Annotated in this window: 14 protein-coding genes; 3 read left to right on the forward strand and 11 right to left on the reverse strand. The window is 64.5% G+C overall.

Annotation, left to right across the window (positions count from 1 at the left end):
• Positions 1–4: 4 nt before the first annotated feature.
• Both ACWHY3_RS17695 and hemE read right to left on the reverse strand, forming a co-directional pair.
• The gene (locus tag ACWHY3_RS17695; protein ID WP_448127130.1) at positions 5–514 is read right to left on the reverse strand and encodes a thiol-disulfide oxidoreductase DCC family protein; all 510 of its coding nucleotides are present in this window, start codon (positions 512–514) and stop codon (positions 5–7) included.
• Positions 486–1,574, reverse strand: coding sequence for a uroporphyrinogen decarboxylase (gene hemE / locus ACWHY3_RS17700; RefSeq protein WP_448127131.1), 1,089 nt, complete (start codon positions 1,572–1,574; stop codon positions 486–488). Before hemE ends, ACWHY3_RS17695 begins: the two co-directional genes overlap by 29 nt.
• Positions 1,575–1,811: 237 nt before the next feature.
• Between hemE and ribA the strand changes: the two genes are divergently transcribed.
• The 3 genes from ribA to ACWHY3_RS17715 all read left to right on the forward strand — a co-directional run bounded on the left by ribA (position 1,812) and on the right by ACWHY3_RS17715 (position 5,316).
• Complete coding sequence (gene ribA / locus ACWHY3_RS17705) at positions 1,812–2,447, forward strand: GTP cyclohydrolase II (RefSeq protein ID WP_110631072.1); 636 nt, start codon at positions 1,812–1,814, stop codon at positions 2,445–2,447.
• 149 nt (positions 2,448–2,596) lie between these two features.
• Positions 2,597–3,319, forward strand: a complete 723-nt coding sequence (gene trhA, locus ACWHY3_RS17710; RefSeq protein ID WP_448127132.1) for a PAQR family membrane homeostasis protein TrhA — start codon at positions 2,597–2,599, stop codon at positions 3,317–3,319.
• A gap of 137 nt (positions 3,320–3,456) precedes the next feature.
• A complete protein-coding gene (locus ACWHY3_RS17715) occupies positions 3,457–5,316 on the forward strand; it encodes an ABC transporter ATP-binding protein (protein ID WP_448127133.1) in 1,860 nt (619 codons plus the stop codon).
• Between the two features lie 18 nt (positions 5,317–5,334).
• Here the strand turns inward: ACWHY3_RS17715 and ACWHY3_RS17720 are convergent, their stop codons facing one another.
• The 9 genes from ACWHY3_RS17720 to uca all read right to left on the reverse strand — a co-directional run bounded on the left by ACWHY3_RS17720 (position 5,335) and on the right by uca (position 16,772).
• Positions 5,335–5,841 (reverse strand): DUF421 domain-containing protein, encoded by a 507-nt coding sequence (locus ACWHY3_RS17720; RefSeq protein WP_087719644.1) that lies wholly within the window; start codon positions 5,839–5,841, stop codon positions 5,335–5,337.
• 79 nt (positions 5,842–5,920) lie between these two features.
• Complete coding sequence (locus ACWHY3_RS17725; protein ID WP_087719643.1) at positions 5,921–6,685, reverse strand: MBL fold metallo-hydrolase; 765 nt, start codon at positions 6,683–6,685, stop codon at positions 5,921–5,923.
• Complete coding sequence (locus ACWHY3_RS17730; protein WP_087719642.1) at positions 6,682–7,404, reverse strand: cysteine hydrolase family protein; 723 nt, start codon at positions 7,402–7,404, stop codon at positions 6,682–6,684. Before ACWHY3_RS17730 ends, ACWHY3_RS17725 begins: the two co-directional genes overlap by 4 nt.
• Positions 7,401–8,456 (reverse strand): putative urea ABC transporter substrate-binding protein, encoded by a 1,056-nt coding sequence (locus ACWHY3_RS17735; protein WP_087719641.1) that lies wholly within the window; start codon positions 8,454–8,456, stop codon positions 7,401–7,403. Before ACWHY3_RS17735 ends, ACWHY3_RS17730 begins: the two co-directional genes overlap by 4 nt.
• Before the next feature lie 83 nt (positions 8,457–8,539).
• Positions 8,540–9,475: a LysR family transcriptional regulator gene (locus ACWHY3_RS17740; RefSeq protein WP_087719640.1), complete on the reverse strand. Its 936-nt coding sequence runs from the start codon at positions 9,473–9,475 to the stop codon at positions 8,540–8,542.
• Positions 9,476–9,560: 85 nt separating this feature from the next.
• Positions 9,561–10,253 carry a hypothetical protein gene (locus ACWHY3_RS17745; RefSeq protein WP_087719639.1) on the reverse strand — a complete coding sequence of 231 codons (693 nt, stop codon included), beginning with the start codon at positions 10,251–10,253 and terminating at the stop codon, positions 9,561–9,563.
• Positions 10,250–11,329 carry an isopenicillin N synthase family dioxygenase gene (locus ACWHY3_RS17750; protein WP_087719638.1) on the reverse strand — a complete coding sequence of 360 codons (1,080 nt, stop codon included), beginning with the start codon at positions 11,327–11,329 and terminating at the stop codon, positions 10,250–10,252. The genes ACWHY3_RS17745 and ACWHY3_RS17750 overlap by 4 nt, the downstream gene beginning before the upstream one ends.
• Before the next feature lie 20 nt (positions 11,330–11,349).
• On the reverse strand, positions 11,350–13,167 hold the full coding sequence (atzF, locus tag ACWHY3_RS17755) for an allophanate hydrolase (RefSeq protein ID WP_448127134.1): 1,818 nt from the start codon (positions 13,165–13,167) through the stop codon (positions 11,350–11,352).
• A complete protein-coding gene (gene uca, locus ACWHY3_RS17760; protein ID WP_448127135.1) occupies positions 13,164–16,772 on the reverse strand; it encodes an urea carboxylase in 3,609 nt (1,202 codons plus the stop codon). Before uca ends, atzF begins: the two co-directional genes overlap by 4 nt.
• Positions 16,773–16,778 lie beyond the last annotated feature (6 nt).

The raw sequence follows: 16,778 nt of genomic DNA on the forward strand, positions 1-16,778 counted from the left end.
AGGCTCAACCTTCATCGGCGAGATCGGGCGGCAAGCCGCAGCGTCGGCAGAGTGCCGGCGTCAGCGATGTCAGCCAGCGTTCATGACTTTCGAGACGATCAGCACCGAGGAAGGCCAATCGATGGCGATGGTCGCCGATGAAGCGATAGGTGCGCTCACGCAACGCTCGCGGCACCCGGCGCAGCGCACTGATACGCTGCCACTCGCCCTGCAGTCGAGTCGCGAGGCGCCAGGCGGCATCGCTATTGCGGCTGAGTTCGCCATCGGCGATGTACCAGATGCTGTCGGTGCCCGAAAAGTCGATCTGAAAGTGCTCGCCCAGCCGGCGGGACACCGGGCTTTTCAGCCCGGCAATGCGCAGCCGGCTCTCGGGCCGCTCGTGCGCCAGCAGCCAGCGCACCGAACGCCGGCAGAACGGGCAGTCGGCATCGAACAGCAGCAGGCCATCGCCGGGTTCTATAGCGACAGGCTCGCTGCTGACAAGCTCATCGGTGGTAAGCGGGGCTGAGTTCATGCAAGGCGTCCATGAAAGCGGTGACATGGCCCGGGTCGGTGAACTGGCTGATGCCGTGCCCCAGGTTGAACACGTGGCCTTCGCCAGGCCCGAAGCTCTCGAGGATGCGCGCCACTTCTTCGCGAATCCGCTGCGGCGGCGCGAACAGCACGTTGGGATCGAGGTTGCCCTGCAGCGCGACCCGCTCGCCAACACGGCGCCGGGCATCGCTCAACTCCGTGGTCCAGTCCAGACCCACCGCGTCGCAGCCGCTGTCGGCGATCGACTCGAGCCACTGCCCGCCGTTCTTGGTGAACAGGATCACCGGCACGCGACGGCCATCGTGCTCGCGAATCAGGCCATCCACGATGCGCTGCATGTAGGCCAGGGAAAACTCGCGATAGGCCGGCGTCGACAGCGCCCCACCCCAGGTATCGAAGATCTGCACGACCTGGGCGCCGGCGCGAATCTGGGCGTTGAGATAGTCGGTGACCGCTGTCGCAAGAATGCCCAGCAGCGCATGTAGGGTTTGCGGATCGCCGTAGAGCATCGCCTTGAGATGGCGGAAATCCTTGCTCGAGCCGCCTTCGACCATATAGGTTGCCAGCGTCCACGGACTGCCGGAAAAGCCGATCAACGGCACGCGGCCATCGAGCTCGCGGCGAATCGTGCCGACGGCGTTCATGACGTAGTCGAGATCCCGCTCCGCATTCGGCGCGGTCAGCGTGGCGACGTCCGCGGCGGAGCGTACCGTCTTGCGGAACTTGGGACCTTCGCCGGTCTCGAAGTAGAGCCCGAGCCCCATGGCATCCGGAATGGTCAGGATGTCCGAAAACAGGATCGCCGCATCCAGCGGATAGCGTTCGAGCGGCTGCAGCGTCACCTCGCAGGCCAGATCGGCGTTGCGACACAGATCCATGAAACTGCCGGCCTGGGCCCGGGTCTGGCGGTATTCCGGCAGGTAGCGGCCGGCCTGACGCATCATCCAGACCGGCGTGCGGTCCACCGGTTGACGAGCCAGCGCCCGCAGCAGGCGATCGTTGTGCAGCGTCTGCGGCTGGAGATCCTGGGATAGTGTCATGGCAGCCTTCATAGTCGAGGGGGTTTAAGCAAGAGCCTCCGCATTGTAACGGATCGCCCGAACATGCAGTAAAACCTTCGGATGTCAAAATTGATGTCCGCTATCGGCACGATTTGCAGCCTTGTAACGGATCGACCGGCAAGCCTGTTATAATGCCGCCCCTTTAATTATCGGCGCCCTTGGCCACGCTTTTTGACTTCCGGGCCTCCGAGCGCCTTTCCACATCGCGAGGTCATCGTGACGATCCGCTTCATCGCCGCATCGCAACTGCCGACTCCCTGGGCGACGTTCATGCTGCATGGCTTCCAGGAAGCCTCCACCGGCAAGGAACACGTCGTGCTGACGCTCGGCGACATCACCACGCCCGAGCCGGTTCTCGCCCGGGTGCACTCGGAGTGCCTGACCGGCGATGCCCTGTTCTCGATGCGCTGCGACTGTGGTTATCAGCTGCAGGAAGCCCTCAAGCGGATCGCCGACGAAGGGCGCGGCGCGCTGCTCTATCTGCGCCAGGAAGGCCGGGGGATCGGCCTGCTCAACAAGATCCGCGCCTACGCGCTTCAGGATGACGGCGCCGATACCGTCGAGGCCAACGAACGGCTCGGGTTCGGCGCCGACCAGCGCCGCTACGATATCTGCGTGCCCATGCTCGAGCATCTCGGCATCCAGTCGCTGCGGTTGATGACCAACAACCCGCGCAAGGTCGAGGCCCTGAGCCAGGATGGCGTGACGATCCACGAGCGCCTGCCGATCACCACCGGTCGCAATCCGTTCAACGAGCACTACCTGACCACCAAGGTCGGCAAGCTCAATCACATGATGAATCTGGACGATTTCACCCCGGCCAGCGACGTGGACATCGAACGCGACGCCTGAATCTCCTCGCTCCCTGTATCCGTGGACTTTTGTCGGCGTCAACTCGGCGTCATGATGAGTCCATAGACTGAACCCGGACCGCAACGGCCGGTCCAATCGAACAGCGCCTTGCATCCTGCACGCCTGATCGTCGAGGGGGTTCGAATACCATGTCAGACGTTCAACCGGATTACCCTGCCCGCCCCTCGGCTCCCTCGGGCAGCCGGCCCAGCGCCGATGAATCCGGTGCAGAGTTCTCGAGACTCGAGGAGTGGCTGCACAGCATCAGCCACGGTATCGGCGCCGCCTTGAGCCTCGCCGGCATGATCGTGCTCATCGTGCTGGCCAGCATCGCCGCCCATGTCGATCCGTGGAAGATCGTCAGCGTTTCGCTCTATGGCAGCTGCCTGCTACTGCTCTATACCGCCTCCACGCTCTATCACGGCTTTCGCCGCCAGCGACTGAAGCGCGTGTTCCAGGCTTTCGACCACTGCGCCATCTATCTGCTGATCGCGGGCACCTACACGCCGTTCCTGCTGGTCAACCTGCGCGGCCCGATGGGCTGGGCGCTGTTCGCCGTCGTCTGGAGTCTCGCCCTCGGTGGTATCGCCCTGCGCCTGATCTGGCCGCATCGATTCAGCGTGCTGCGGGTATTCATCTACCTGATCATGGGCTGGCTGATCCTGATCGCCTCCGGCGACATGGCTGACCACCTGCCGCAAACCGGCATCGCTCTGCTGGTCGCCGGCGGGCTTACCTACACGGTAGGCGTGCTGTTCTACGCCTTGCGCGTGATTCCGTTTCACCATGCCATCTGGCACCTATTCGTGATCGGCGGCAGCGTCTGTCACTTCCTGGCCGTCTACACCGCCGTGCTGCCTTTTCAGGCCTGACGTCGCTGGAGAACGTCGGCGGCGAACGATGCCGACAAGCAGATTGCCAAAGCGCCCGGGGCGGCTATGATCGGTAGCGGCTGGAGATGCCCCGTGGGTAGCCCTCCCGTCCGTCGCGCTCATCTTCAAGGACTGCCATGTTTCGCTGGTTCGAAAACCGTCTCGACCCCTTTCCGCCGCAGGAACCGCAACGTCCGCCGGACACGCTGATCGCCTTCTGCCTGCATTACACCCGTGGCGCCTGGCCGTATCTGCTGGCAGCGACGGTGCTGATGGCGCTGATCGCCGGCATCGAAGTATGGATGTTCGGGTTTCTCGGCAACATCGTCGACTGGCTGGCGGCCCAGGATCGCGAGACGTTTCTCGCCGAGCAGGGCTGGAAACTGGCCGGCATGGCGTTCGTCGTGCTGCTCCTGCTACCCGGCATGGTATGGCTGCATTCGCTATTCCAGCAGCAGACCCTGATGGCCAACTTCCCCATGCGCATCCGCTGGCTGGCGCATCGCTACCTGTTGCGGCAATCGATGGGCTTCTATCAGGACGAATTCGCCGGTCGCATCGCCACCAAGGTGATGCAGACGGCGCTTGCCGTGCGAGAGTGCGTGATCAAGCTGTTCGACGTCCTCAACTACGTCAGTGTCTATTTTCTCGGCACGCTGCTGCTGGTGGGCAACGCCGACTGGCGCCTGGCGCTTCCCCTGGTGGCGTGGCTGGCCGGTTATCTCGTTCTGCTGCGCATCTTCGTGCCGCTCATGGGCCGGGTATCGAAATCCCAGGCCGACGCGCGCTCGCGCATGACCGGCCGTATCGTCGACAGCTACAGCAACATCCAGACGGTCAAGCTGTTCTCCCATGCCAGCCGCGAAGCGACTTTCGCCAAGGAGAGCATGGATGGCTTCCTGGTTACCGTGCATCGCCAGATGCGACTGGTCACCGGCCTCTATGGACTGCTCTACCTGCTCAACGCGCTGCTGCTGTTCAGCATCGGCTGGCTATCGATTCACCTGTGGCTGACAGAAGCCGTCAGCGTGGGGGCGGTCGCCGTGGCGTTGGGGCTAGTCATGCGGCTGTGGGGGATGTCGCAGTGGATCATGTGGGAAGTCTCCGCACTGTTCGAAAACATCGGCACGGTGCAGGATGGCATGGCGACACTCTCCCTGCCCCGCCAGATCGAGGACGAGCCCGAGGCGAAGCCGCTCGCCATCGATCGCGGCGAGATCGTGTTCGACCATATCCGCTTTCACTACGGCAAGGGCAGCGGCGTCATCGACGACCTCTCGCTTCACATTCACCCCGGCGAGAAGATCGGGCTGATCGGCCCTTCCGGCGCGGGCAAGTCGACCCTGGTCAACCTGCTGCTGCGCTTTTTCGAGCTGGAAGGCGGCGCGATCCGCATCGACGGGCAGAACATCGCCGACGTGACGCAGGAAAGCCTGCGCGCGAAAATCGGCATGGTGACGCAGGATACCTCGCTGCTGCATCGCTCGGTGCGCGACAACCTGCTCTACGGCCGGCCCGACGCCACCGACGAGATGGCGTGGCAGGCGGCAAAACAGGCTCACGTTTCGGAATTCATCGAGTCGCTGCGCGACATTCATGGCCGGCAGGGCTTCGACGCCCATGTCGGCGAACGCGGCGTCAAGCTCTCCGGCGGCCAGCGCCAGCGCCTGGCCATCGCCCGCGTCATGCTCAAGGACGCGCCGATCCTGATTCTCGACGAGGCCACCTCGGCGCTGGATTCCGATGTCGAGGCCGCGATCCAGGAGAACCTCGACCAGCTGATGCAGGGCAAGACGGTGATCGCCATCGCCCACCGCCTCTCCACCATCGCTGCCATGGATCGTCTGGTGGTCATGGAGCAGGGTCGCATCGTCGAACAAGGCAGCCACGCCGAGCTGATTCGTCAGAACGGCCTCTATGCCCGACTATGGCGACGCCAATCGGGCGGCTTCCTGGAAGCGGAACCCGCACAGCCCACGGCGGACGAGACGCGCTGACAGATGCGCTGGGCGTCTTCACGCCCGATGCGGCGACAGCCCCGCGACGCCCTGCAGCGCCGAATCGCTGCCGCCGGCGTCGGGAATGACGCTGAAGGTGCCGTCGGTTTCCAGCACCACGGCATGCACGCGCTCGACATCGGCGATACCGTTCTCGCGGATCGCCGCACGCACCTCGGCCTCCACGACCCGCTCCTGCGCCATCGCCTCCTGCCGGAACTGGCCCTGGAACAGCAGCAGTGTCGGCTGCGACTTGATCAGGTTCTTGATCGCGCGGGAGCGCACCGAGGAAAACGTGATCACGAACTGCAGCGCGACGATGACCAGAAACGCCGTGATGCTCTGCGCCAGCGAGACCTGGGTCGAGACCAGCGCCGTCGACAGCGTCGACCCCAGCGCGATGGTGACCACGAAATCGAAAGCGTTCCACTTGGACAGCGTGCGCTTGCCGGAGAGCCGGATGATGGCGATCAGGACCAGATAGCTGATGATCCCGACGACGATCGTATGGACGATCGGATGCATGGATAGACTCCTGATCGAGCGGTGATAGAGGAGCTGCCAGCGTAGGTGCCGTGGCGAGATGCGGCCAGCGGAACGGCATTCAGGTGCGTGACGCCAAGTATTGATCTACCAGTTCGATGAGGCGCTGGCGGCCGAAACTCGGATCGTGTCCTCCGTGGACGATGTTGACCGGCAGGCGGCGCAGGCGCTGCATCGTCTCAATGTATCGGGTGGGATCGGCCCCGGCGATAGCATCAAGCAGGGGACCGTCGTAGATGGCGTCCCCCGAGAACAGCGTGCCGGTAGCAGGCTCCCAGAGTCCGATACTGCCAGGAGAATGCCCTGGTATATGAATCACTTCGAAGGCGGTGTCACCGAGATCCAGCACATCGCCTTCGTCGATGAGGCGTGTCGGCTCGGCGCCTTGGGTACGAAACGCCAAGGGGTCGAATCCGGCATGAGGATAGGCATCAATCAAAAGATCCGGCACATCGTAACCTTGGCGTTCAATGGCAGCGCGCATGCCATCGGGCCAGTGCGTGCTGCATAGCACTGGAAAGGCCTCCGGGGTTCGCATCTGTTCCGCCTCTAGCGGATGCACGAGCCTAGTGTCGAACTCATGCAGGCTGCCGACGTGATCCATGTGGGTATGGGTTGCCACGACGATCAGCGGCTTGTCCAGCAACTCGGCCATGGCCGGTTTGAGCTGTCCAATGCCCATGCCGGCGTCGATCAGCAGATCGGCGTCCCGGCCTCGGACATGCCACATGTTGCACTGTTCGAGCCGCGCCACGTGGGGCTCCCACAGTCGCGTGATGCGGTGATCGATGCGCTCCATGGCAAACCAGCGTTCGGCGATTCTCATAGCGTCTCACCTGTAGTAATAAACGGCTCAGCGTCCTGCCAGACTTGTCTGAGGCTGGCCTGGTCCGATACGGCGCCGAAAATGCCGCCTTCATTCATCATCATGGCCAGCGCAGCCCGATGCAGCGCCGGGTCACCTGCACCACAGCAATCCTCCAGCACTAGACAGTCATAGCCGCGATCGTTGGCTTCACGAAGCGTCGAATGGACACAGACATCAGTGGTAACGCCAGTCAGCAGAAGATGGCGGATTCCTTTAGCTCGTAGTATCTGATCGAGGTCGGTGGCATGGAAGGCGCCGTTGCCAGACTTGTCGATGGTTACTTCCGGCGGTATGGGCATAAGTTCGGGGATGGTTTCGCAACCCGCTTCGCCCCTAACCAGAAAACGTCCCATAGGCCCTGGCTCGCCGATGGGCGTCCCCATGGTCTTGGCTCTGGCCCGTTTGGTGGCGTGAAGGTCGCTCAGGTCCGGGCGGTGAGATTCCCGGGTGTGGATTACCAGCATGTCCTGCCGGCGTGCGGCCGACAATAGTTGCCGGAGTGGCTCGATCGCGGCCCGAGTGTGTTCCAGTGAATATCCCATCTGACCGAAGTAGCCCTGTGGATCGAGAAAGTCGTTCTGCATGTCGATGACCAATAGGGCTGTGTCCCGAGCCGACCAGCTACCGCTGAGTGGCCAGCGGTAAGGGCGAGAGTTTGTAAGCGCTGACCAGTTCATTGCGTGTACCGTTCCATGTAGGAGGTCGGAAAGCGCAGGTTGACGTTTTGTTCGTTGCCCAGCACATGAGCCTCTCCAAATTGCACACCGACCGCGTCGGGTCCGGTGGCGCCCTGGCCGAGGAGTCCCTTGTCCCAAGCGAAGTGGGTAATGCTTTCCAGCGTGTCGGCAAAGTCCTGGCTAGTAACCAGCTGTGTCGCTTCTTCCGGGGTAAAGAAGTGGATCGTGTCGATCTGCTTCTGGAAACCCGCTGGATCGGTACCGACGGCGTCGGCCATAAAGGCCATCACCTCGGTGCGGTCGGGATAGTCCGCCTGAAGGCGCGACATCACCTCATACCAGGCACCGGCAAGCGCGTAGCCCAGCTCGGGATGCTCTTCAAGAGTATCTGTATGCACCAGCAATACGTCGGTGATCTCGTTGGGAATGTCTGCGCTGTCGAAGATTACGGTGGAGTCCGGGTTCTGCTCCAGAATGACGCTAAGCTGCGGTTTCCAGGTCGCCACGGCATCGCTGTCCGAGCTTTGGAATGCAGTAATGATGTCGGCGTCCGAGGTGTTGACCAGCGACAGGTCCCGCTCGCTCATGCCATGCTGATCCAGGGCGCGCACCAGCAAGTAATGGGAGCCGGAGAATTCCATCAGGTTGATGCGAGCCCCTTTCAGGTCCTCGACACTCTTGTCCTTTCCCTTCATGACGATGCCGTCGCTACCAGCAGAGGCACTCAGCGGCATGACCACGGTGGAGTCGACACCGATGGCAGCAGGGATAGTCAGGGCGTCGAGGGCGATGGCGATTACGCCGTCGAATTGCCCAGCGGTATACTGGTTCTGGGCTTCGATGTAATCGTTGAGCTGTACCGCCTGGATGTCGACGCCGTAACGGTCGGCCCACTTATCGAGAATACCCACCTGTTCGGCGTAGCCGAGGGGCATGCTCCCGGCATAGATAGTCCAAGCGATCTGGAAAGAAGGTGTTTCTTCAGCGTGGGCGGCGGCGGCTACTCCCAAGGTCAAAGCAATGGCTGTAGTCAGGCGTTTGGCGATGTGCATAGGCACCTCCGGTGGGGTCGGTTCGATGATGCCTTGCAGTGTTGCCCAGCAAAACCGCTACGAAAATGAACGTGTCTGCAGGTTTACCTGAATTTTGCTGCAGGTTTGCCGTGCAGTAGCAGCGTGCCGAAAAGGTCCTCGCGGAAGGCGGCCACGGCCGGGCGGTGGGTATCGCGTGTGGTTCTGAAAGCTGCTTCGATCGGGGAGCTGCGACGGAAATGATCCGGACGCACCGCCACCATTTGGCCTCGTTCGATCCAGTAGCGGACATAATGCGTCGGCAGGAAGCCGACATGCGTGCCGGCCAGCACCAGCAGGGCGGCGGCTTCAACGTTGGAGACCCAGGCGGTAACGTGTCGGGGGTCGTCGCCCAGTATGCTTGTATCCTGGGCATTCAGGAACTGTCGGGCCACCTTGGCACTGGTCGCCAGGATGCATTTGACGTCCTGAAGCGTTTCGGCCGATGCCAACGGATGATAAGGGGAACACACCAGCCAATCATTCTCCCGGTACAGCGATTCGTAGTGCAACTCTTCCAGGTGCGTGGGAAAGATGCCGATGCCGAGGTCAACACGATGATCGAGCAGGGCGCGTTCGATCTGCGCCGGGGCCATGACTTCTAGATGGAGGTGCACACCGTTTTCATCACGCGCGCCATAACGGGCCAAGACATGTCGCAGCGGGCAGTTCGGGTCGAAGACCAAGTTGTCGATCATTGCCAGGCGCACCTGCCCCGACAAATGGCCTTTCAAACTTTCGGCACCGTCCTCGAAATGGCGCAAGGCCCGACTCAGTTCGAGCGTGTGTCGATAGACCTGCCCACCGTCGGAAGTGAGCGTAAAGCCACTGCGCCCCCGCTCGCATAGACGCAACCCTAGCCGTTCTTCCAGTTGCCGTAGTTGGCGGCTGATGGTAGATGCATCGCGATTCAGCAGGGTCTGGGCGTTGGCAATACCCTGGCACTCAACCACGGCGATGAAAACGTCCAGCAAACGGAGGTCGATATCAGCCAGTCGCATGGTTGTGCTCCATCCGCTATCGATCTTGACTAAGGGGTGGCACCGATAAAAGGCTCGGGCCTGACATTCACGGGCCTGTGGTATTTCAGTCAGACTTGACGTTTGAGAACGGAAGGATTTGCTCTTCTCGCCAAGGATGCGTTGATAGCACGATCTTCCACCCGTCGCCTGTACGCTGGGCGTAGCTGATCTCCAACCCGGTGCGCAGGCGCAGTGCGGATGTCTTGAGCGACCCCGGCGTGGCAAGCAGGTCGTGCGTCTCCGGCATGGCGGGGCGCGGCATGATGGACATGGCGTGATCGCCGAATTGCAGCCAGCGTGGCAGGCCGTCCGGCCCCAGGCGTACCTGTTCGTCGCCGCTGCCTGCCGGCTGTTGTTCCCAGTGCTCGATATAGTGCCCTTGGGGGTGGCGCTCCTCCAGCGTGCCGTCGTCCAGCCAGATCATCTCGCCGATATCCTTCTCCAGCCCGGGGCGGAGGTCGAGCAGACGATGCCAGGTGCAGAAGTGCCCCTCGATCCGGGTCAACCCGACAAACGCTGTCTGGCTGGCAAGCCAGACGAGTTGTTCGCGGTTGCACTCTTCCAGTGACATGACCCCGACGAAATCGGGTCGGTCCGCTGGCACGCGCAGATCGGCGTGCCAATGGGCGGTCTGCAGCCAGATCACTCGGGTCGTGCGATCCTCGATATGGCGACCTTCGTCTCCTGCACCGGCATAGAGCGTGCGTTGCCATACCCCGTGATAGACGGGCGGCATGCCATCTTGTGGTGTGCTCATGCCCGCTCCGTCCCCTTGTGTCGGGCGTGCTGGCCCAGCGTAGCGGTATCGCGAGCCCCTTCCGGCAGGCGAATCTCGCCGCGTTCGAGCCGTTGCTGCAGGTAAGCGAAGGTGTGGATGGTCTGGGCGTAGAGATGGTCGCCGGCCTTGAGCGGCTCGTAACGCGCCTGTCCGTCGCGCTCGACCAGTTGCGGCAACGGTGTCACCGTGGTGGCGTAATCGCAGGCGAAGAACAGCGGGAACGAATAGCGCTCCTCCTTCACCTTGCGTACCCGGTGCGAGGTGGCCACGAATTCGCCGTTGGTCCAGACCTCCAGCATGTCGCCGATGTTGATGACCAGTGCATCGTCGCGGTAGGGCACGTCGATCCACTCGCCGCGGCCGTTCATGACCTCTAGCCCTGGCGCTGTGGGCAAAAGCAGCGTGAAGCACTCGTAGTCGGTGTGCGCGCCGATGCCTTGGGCGTCACGGGCGTCGGGATCGAAGGGGTAGTGGATCAGTCGAAGCTGGCTGGGTGGCTTGGTCACGTCCTCGAGGAAGTGCTCCTCAGGCAGCCCCAGGGCGAGGGCGAAGCCGCGCATCAAGGCGCAGCCTACTTCATAAGTGGCCTGGTAATAGGCGTAGACCTGCTCGCGGAATCCAGGCAGCTCGGGCCACACGTTGGGTCCCATCATCGGTGTGCCGGCCAGTACATCGGGATCGTCGGCGGGCAGCTCGAAGGCGAGATCGAACGCCTCCTTGAGGTCGCGCTTGCCCTTCTCTGGCATCTCTTCGCCCTGGGGGACGTAGCCGCGATGGCGTGTGGTGCCATGTCCGGCGGACAGCCCGATGTAGTGCTGCATCTTGTCTTCATGCGGCTGTTCGAAGAAGCGTCGGGCCTGGCTAAGCAGCCTCAGGCGAAGTTCCTCGCCGATGCCGTGGCCGACGATATGGAAGAAGCCGACGTTGCGGGCGGCGTCGCCGAGCCGTTCGGCGACGGCCTTACGCTCCGCCGCCTCGGCGCTGAACAGTCCGCCGATGTCGATGACCGGCAGGGACTGGAAGTCGCCGGGCTGACGCTGTGCTTTCGTGCTCATAATCGCTCTCCCGAAACTCTTCAATGCCGACTGGTGGCCCAGCCCCGCCAACCGCCGAAATGGGTCACGTCCTCGGCCTTGCCGTCGCGCTCCAGCGCGCCGGCGGCGCAGATGAACCCGCACTTCCACTCGCCGTCTTCCAGTTCCACCTGGCCCAGCCCCAGCGGAGCGGGAATGCCGGCCAGGAAGCTGCCGACGGTGTCGATGGGCAGACGCCACACTTCCACCTCGATGGCCGCGCCGTTGACGTCGTCTCGCACCATCGCCGGACGCGCCGGCGGGCCACCGGCCAGGGCATAGAGGCGGTAGTTCGGGCTGCTGCGGGTGCTGGCGACGCGCACGCCGCCGCGGCTGGTGAGCTGGTGGTTGAGAGGCAGCCCGGCAAGGTGTGCGCCGCATACCACCAGTTCCAGCGTGCCGTCCTTTGCCGGGGGCAGCGCCGGCAGCTGGGGGCGGGCGATGCCGGTGGCGCCCAGCGGCAGAGCGAGCCGGCGCTCCAGCGCCCGGCCGAGACTCAACAGCGACAGATCGTCGAAAGCGGGGCCGAACAGCGTGACACCGAACGGCAGGCTGGCATCGGTGAAGCCGGTGGGCACGGCCAGGGCGCTGTAGTCGAGCAGGTTCATGAAGTTGGTCCAGGTGCCCACTCGTGAGTTGACGACAATGGGTTCCGCGGCCACCTCGGCCTTGGTGGGATGTTCCACCGTAGTCGGGACGAGCATCACGTCGACCTGGGCGAGCAGGGCATCGGCCTGGCGCTTGAATTCGGCCAGCTTGTAGCGGGCGTCGAAGGCGTCCACCGCCTTGGGGGCGCCGCCGCCTTCGATGACCTGGCGGGTGGCCGGGTGCAGGACGTCGGGCTGGCTTTCGATCAGCTCGCGCACGGCGTGGTAGCGCTCGGCGACCCACGGGCCCTCGTAGAGCAGGCGTGCCGCGGCCAACAGCGGTGTGCAGTCGAGTTCGAACCTGACGCCACCCAGTGCCTCGAGTTGGGCAATGGCCTGGCGCATGCCGGCGCTGTAGGCCTCGTCGGTATGCCACTGCGACTCGGGGGGCACGCCGAAGCGAAAGCGCTTCGGCATCTCGCCGTAGGTCTGGCCGGCCACGGCGAAATCGTGACGCCGCGACCAGGCGCACTCCGGATCGTGCCTGCCGGCGACGTCGAGCACGGCAGCGGCATCGTCGGCGCTCAAGGTGAAAAGGCTGATGGTGTCCAGGGTGGCACAGGCCGGTACCACGCCCGCGGTGCTCAGCAGGCCCAGCGTCGGCTTGACGCCGAACAGGTTGTTGAAGCACGCCGGCACGCGCCCGGAGCCGGCGGTGTCGGTACCCAGCGCGAAGCTGACCTGGCCCTGGGCGGCGGTCACCGCCGAGCCGCTGCTGGAGCCGCCGGGAATGCGCTCGGCATCGAAGGCATTGCCGGGCACGCCATAGACGTCCAGCGCACGTTCGCCGACCAGCCCGGTGGCGAACTGGTCGAGATTGGTCTTGCCCATGGGGATGGCCCCGGCCTCGATCAGCTGGCGCACCACGAAGGCGGACTCATTGGGCGTATAGGCATAGACGGGACTGCCCGCCGTGGTCGGCACACCGGCGAGATCGATGTTGTCCTTGATCGCGAACGGGATGCCGTAGAGCGGCAGGCTCTGCGGGTCGGCGGCGTCGAGACGTTCGAGATAGGGCTCGAGCTGCTCGCGGGAGAGCCGGGTGATCCAGGCGGCATCCTTGCCGCGCGCGTCGGCGTTCGCCAGCAGCGTGTCGATCAGCCCGCGCGGGGTCAGCTCATTGGCACGATAGCGCGCCAAAAGGGAAGTAATGGTCATGCCGATGGCGCTCATGCTGACTCCTTGGATGATTCAAGAATGACGATCGGCTGGCCGGGTGCCACGGCGGCACCCTCGGCCATCGGCAGGCGGGCCACGCGGCCGGTTTCGTGGGCGGTGATCTCGACTTCCATCTTCATCGACTCGACCAGCGCCACGACCTGGCCGGCCTCGACGCTGTCGCCCTCGGCGACCGTCAGCTTCCACAGGCTGCCGGTCACCGGGCTGTCGATGCCCAGTTCATCGCTACCCAGTTCCGTGGCCTCGGCGGCTTCGGGGGCCTGATCCTCGAAGGTGAACTGACCGTTGGCCCGCCAGTCGGCCATCTCCTGCTGGAAGGCGGCCTCGCGACGCTCGCGGAATTCGGCGATCCGTTCGGCGTGGGCGTCGATGTCGGCCTGGTAGTCGGCAAGCTTGAAGCGCGTGGTCTCGACCTCGAGCGGGTAGCGTCCGTGGGGGAAGTCGCGACGGATCCGCATCAGCTCGTCATGGCTGACCTCGAAGAAGCGCAACTGGTCGAAGAAGCGCAGCAGCCAGGGGTTGTCGAAGTATTCGGTCTGGCGGTAGCGGTTCCACATCTGCAGGGTACGGCCGACGAACTGGTAGCCTCCGGGGCCCTCCATGCCGTAGACGCACAGGTAGGCGCCGCCGATGCCCACCGAGTTCTCGGCGGTCCAGGTACGCGCCGGGTTGTACTTGGTGGTGACCAGGCGCTGGGTGGGATCGAGCGGCGTGGCCACCGGCGCGCCGAGGTAGACGTCGCCCAGGCCCATCACCAGGTAACGGGCGTTGAAGACGATATCGCGCACCTGCTCGATGGCGTCGAGTCCGTTGATGCGGCGAATGAACTCCAGATTGCTCGGACACCAGGGGGCGTCCGGGCGCACGCTGCGCTGATACTTGTCGATGGCCTCCTGACAGGCCGGGTCGTCCCAGGAGAGCGGCAGATGCACGGTGCGCGCCTCGACCTCGAGCGATTCCACGTCGCGCAGCTCATGCTCGGCCCGCACCAGATGGGCGAGCAGCTCGTCGAGGGCGAGCTCGTCGGGCTCGTAGTGGATCTGCAGCGAGCGAATGCCCGGCGTCAGCTCGCGCAGGCCAGGCAGGGTGTTGTTCTGCAGCCACAGCATCCAGGCATGCGCACGGAAGCGCAGCGCGATATCCAGCTCCATGGCGCCGAACTCGACCAGCAGGAAGTCGTCGCCGGCGCGGCGGTAGACGATGCGCTCGCCGGCGGTCTCGGCCGGTACGTCGCGCAGCACCGGGCTGCCGCAATTCTCTTCGAGAGCCACGGCCGGCTGCTCGCTCAGCGACGCGAGCTGGGCCTGCTGGCGCGCTTCCAGGTGCCGGGCGGTGGTCAGATCCACCGGCACGAAGCGGATACGATCGCCGGCCGTGAGCTGACCGAGCTTCCAGCGCTCGGCGCGTACCACCGTGGCTGGGCAGACGAAGCCGCCCAGCGAGGGGCCGTCGGGGCCGAGAATCACCGGCATGTCGCCGGTAAAGTCGATGGTGCCGAAGGCGTAGGCGTTGTCGTGGATGTTCGACGGGTGCAGGCCGGCCTCGCCACCGTCGGCGCGGGCCCACTCGGGGCGCGGGCCGATCAGGCGCACGCCGGTGCGGCTCGAGTTGTAGTGCACCTCCCACTCGTGAGCGAAGAAAATGTCGATGTCGTCCCCGGTGAAGAAGTCCGGTGCGCCATGCGGGCCGTAGAGCACGGCGACCTGCCAGACGTGGCCGTCCTCGCCGCCGAGCTCGGGCCTGAGCGCCTCGGGCAGGGCGCGTGATGCGGTGGCGTCGAGTTCGGGCAGCGAGAGCATGTCGCCGGTGCGCAGGGCGCGCCCGCCGTGGCCGCCGAACTGACCGAGGGTGAAGGTGGCTCTGGAGCCGAGATAGTGCGGGCAGTCGATGCCGCCGCGTACCAGCAGGTAGGCGCGCGCCCCGGCACTGGCCTTGCCCAGCGTCAGCGTGGCGCCGGCGGGAATGTCCAGCACCTGCCAGAAAGCCACGGGCTTACCGTCGACCTCGGCGGGCAGTTGGCTGCCGGCGAGCACGATCTGGGTGGTGCGGTGGAAACGCAGCGTGGGGCCAGTAAGGGTGATCTCGAGTCCGGCGGCATCAGCCGGGTTGTCGAGCAGGCGGTTGCCAAGGCGGAACGACCAGTCGTCGAACGGCCCGGAGGGTGGCACGCCCACGTCCCAGTGCCCCTGGCGGCCGGGATGATCTTGGATGGTGGTCAGGGTGCCGGCGCTGAGCACCTCGATGGCCGGCGGCGCCCAGGCGAGATCGGCCAGCCAGCGGGTATGCATGTCGGCGTCGCGGAAGCGTGCATCGCGCAGCACATGCGACAGCCAGGTGCGGTTGGTCTCGAAGCCGTAGACGCTGGACTTCTCGAGCACTGCGGCCAGACGTTCGATGGCCGTGTCGCGGTCGTCGGCGTGAACGATCACCTTGGCCAGCATGGGGTCGAACAGCGCCGAGACTTCCAGGCCCGCCTCGATGGCGTGGTCGACGCGCAGGCCGGGCGCTTCGGGGAAGGCCACCTCGGTGAGCAGCCCGGCGCTGGGGCGGAAGTCATGGCTGGGGTCCTCGGCGTAGAGACGCGCCTGGATGGCGTGGCCTTTCGGGGCGAGATTTTGGGTCAGCTCGTCGAGGTCGGGCAGTTCACCCGCGCCGAGGCGGATCATCCACTCGACGATGTCCACGCTCCAGACTTCTTCGGTGACGCCGTGTTCCACCTGCAGGCGGGTGTTGACCTCGAGGAAGTAGAAGGCTTCGCGCTCGGCATCGTAGATGAACTCCACGGTGCCGGCATTGCGGTAATCGACGGCTTTGCCCAGGCGCACGGCGGTGGCGTGCAACTCCTGGCGCACGCTCTCGGGCAGGTTGGGCGCCGGGCACTCCTCGACCACCTTCTGGTGGCGGCGCTGGGTGGAGCAGTCGCGCTCGCCGAGCGCCACGACCTTGCCTCGGCCGTCACCGAACAGTTGCACCTCGAGGTGACGGGCGCGGGCGATGTAGGCTTCGAGAAACACGCCGGCGTCACCGAAGTTGCGCTCGCCGAGCCCGCGCACCGAGTCGAAGGCGCGCTGCAAAGCGGCTTCGTCGTTACAGACCTGCATGCCGATGCCGCCACCGCCAGCAGTGGACTTGAGCATCACCGGATAGCCGATGCGCGCAGCCTCCCTGACAGCGTCCTCGACGCTGTCGAGCAGGCCGGAGCCCGGCACCAAGGGCACGCCGGCTCGCTCGGCCAGGGCGCGCGCCTCGTGCTTCAAGCCGAAGTCGCGGATCTGTTCGGGTGTCGGGCCGAGGAAGACCAGCCCGGCCTCCTCGCAGGCCTGAATGAACTTCGTGTTCTCGGAGAGAAAGCCGTAGCCGGGGTGCACCGCCTCGGCGCCACTCTGTCTGGCGATGGCGATCAGCTTGTCGATGTCAAGATAGGTAGCAGCGGCGGCGCCTTCGCCCAGCGACCAGGCTTCATCGGCAGCGAAGACGTAGGGGGCGTCGCGGTCGGCCTCGGCGTATACCACCACCGAGCCGATACCTAAACGTTTAAGAGTGCGCTGGATGCGCGCGGCGATGGCGCCGCGATTGGCGATCAAGACCTTGTTGAACATGAGGAT

Source organism: Salinicola sp. NYA28a, assembly GCF_976982775.1.

What these genes read in the sequence shown, in the direction of transcription:
- ACWHY3_RS17745 (WP_087719639.1), bottom strand. Translation starts at nt 10,253, where the DNA reads ATGAGCACACCACAAGATGGCATGCCGCCCGTCTATCACGGGGTATGG.
- atzF (WP_448127134.1), bottom strand. Translation starts at nt 13,167, where the DNA reads ATGAGCGCCATCGGCATGACCATTACTTCCCTTTTGGCGCGCTATCGT.
- ACWHY3_RS17695 (WP_448127130.1), bottom strand. Translation starts at nt 514, where the DNA reads ATGAACTCAGCCCCGCTTACCACCGATGAGCTTGTCAGCAGCGAGCCT.
- ACWHY3_RS17715 (WP_448127133.1), top strand. Translation starts at nt 3,457, where the DNA reads ATGTTTCGCTGGTTCGAAAACCGTCTCGACCCCTTTCCGCCGCAGGAA.
- ACWHY3_RS17750 (WP_087719638.1), bottom strand. Translation starts at nt 11,329, where the DNA reads ATGAGCACGAAAGCACAGCGTCAGCCCGGCGACTTCCAGTCCCTGCCG.
- ACWHY3_RS17730 (WP_087719642.1), bottom strand. Translation starts at nt 7,404, where the DNA reads ATGAACTGGTCAGCGCTTACAAACTCTCGCCCTTACCGCTGGCCACTC.
- ACWHY3_RS17735 (WP_087719641.1), bottom strand. Translation starts at nt 8,456, where the DNA reads ATGCACATCGCCAAACGCCTGACTACAGCCATTGCTTTGACCTTGGGA.
- hemE (WP_448127131.1), bottom strand. Translation starts at nt 1,574, where the DNA reads ATGACACTATCCCAGGATCTCCAGCCGCAGACGCTGCACAACGATCGC.
- ACWHY3_RS17725 (WP_087719643.1), bottom strand. Translation starts at nt 6,685, where the DNA reads ATGAGAATCGCCGAACGCTGGTTTGCCATGGAGCGCATCGATCACCGC.
- ACWHY3_RS17720 (WP_087719644.1), bottom strand. Translation starts at nt 5,841, where the DNA reads ATGCATCCGATCGTCCATACGATCGTCGTCGGGATCATCAGCTATCTG.
- trhA (WP_448127132.1), top strand. Translation starts at nt 2,597, where the DNA reads ATGTCAGACGTTCAACCGGATTACCCTGCCCGCCCCTCGGCTCCCTCG.
- ACWHY3_RS17740 (WP_087719640.1), bottom strand. Translation starts at nt 9,475, where the DNA reads ATGCGACTGGCTGATATCGACCTCCGTTTGCTGGACGTTTTCATCGCC.
- uca (WP_448127135.1), bottom strand. Translation starts at nt 16,772, where the DNA reads ATGTTCAACAAGGTCTTGATCGCCAATCGCGGCGCCATCGCCGCGCGC.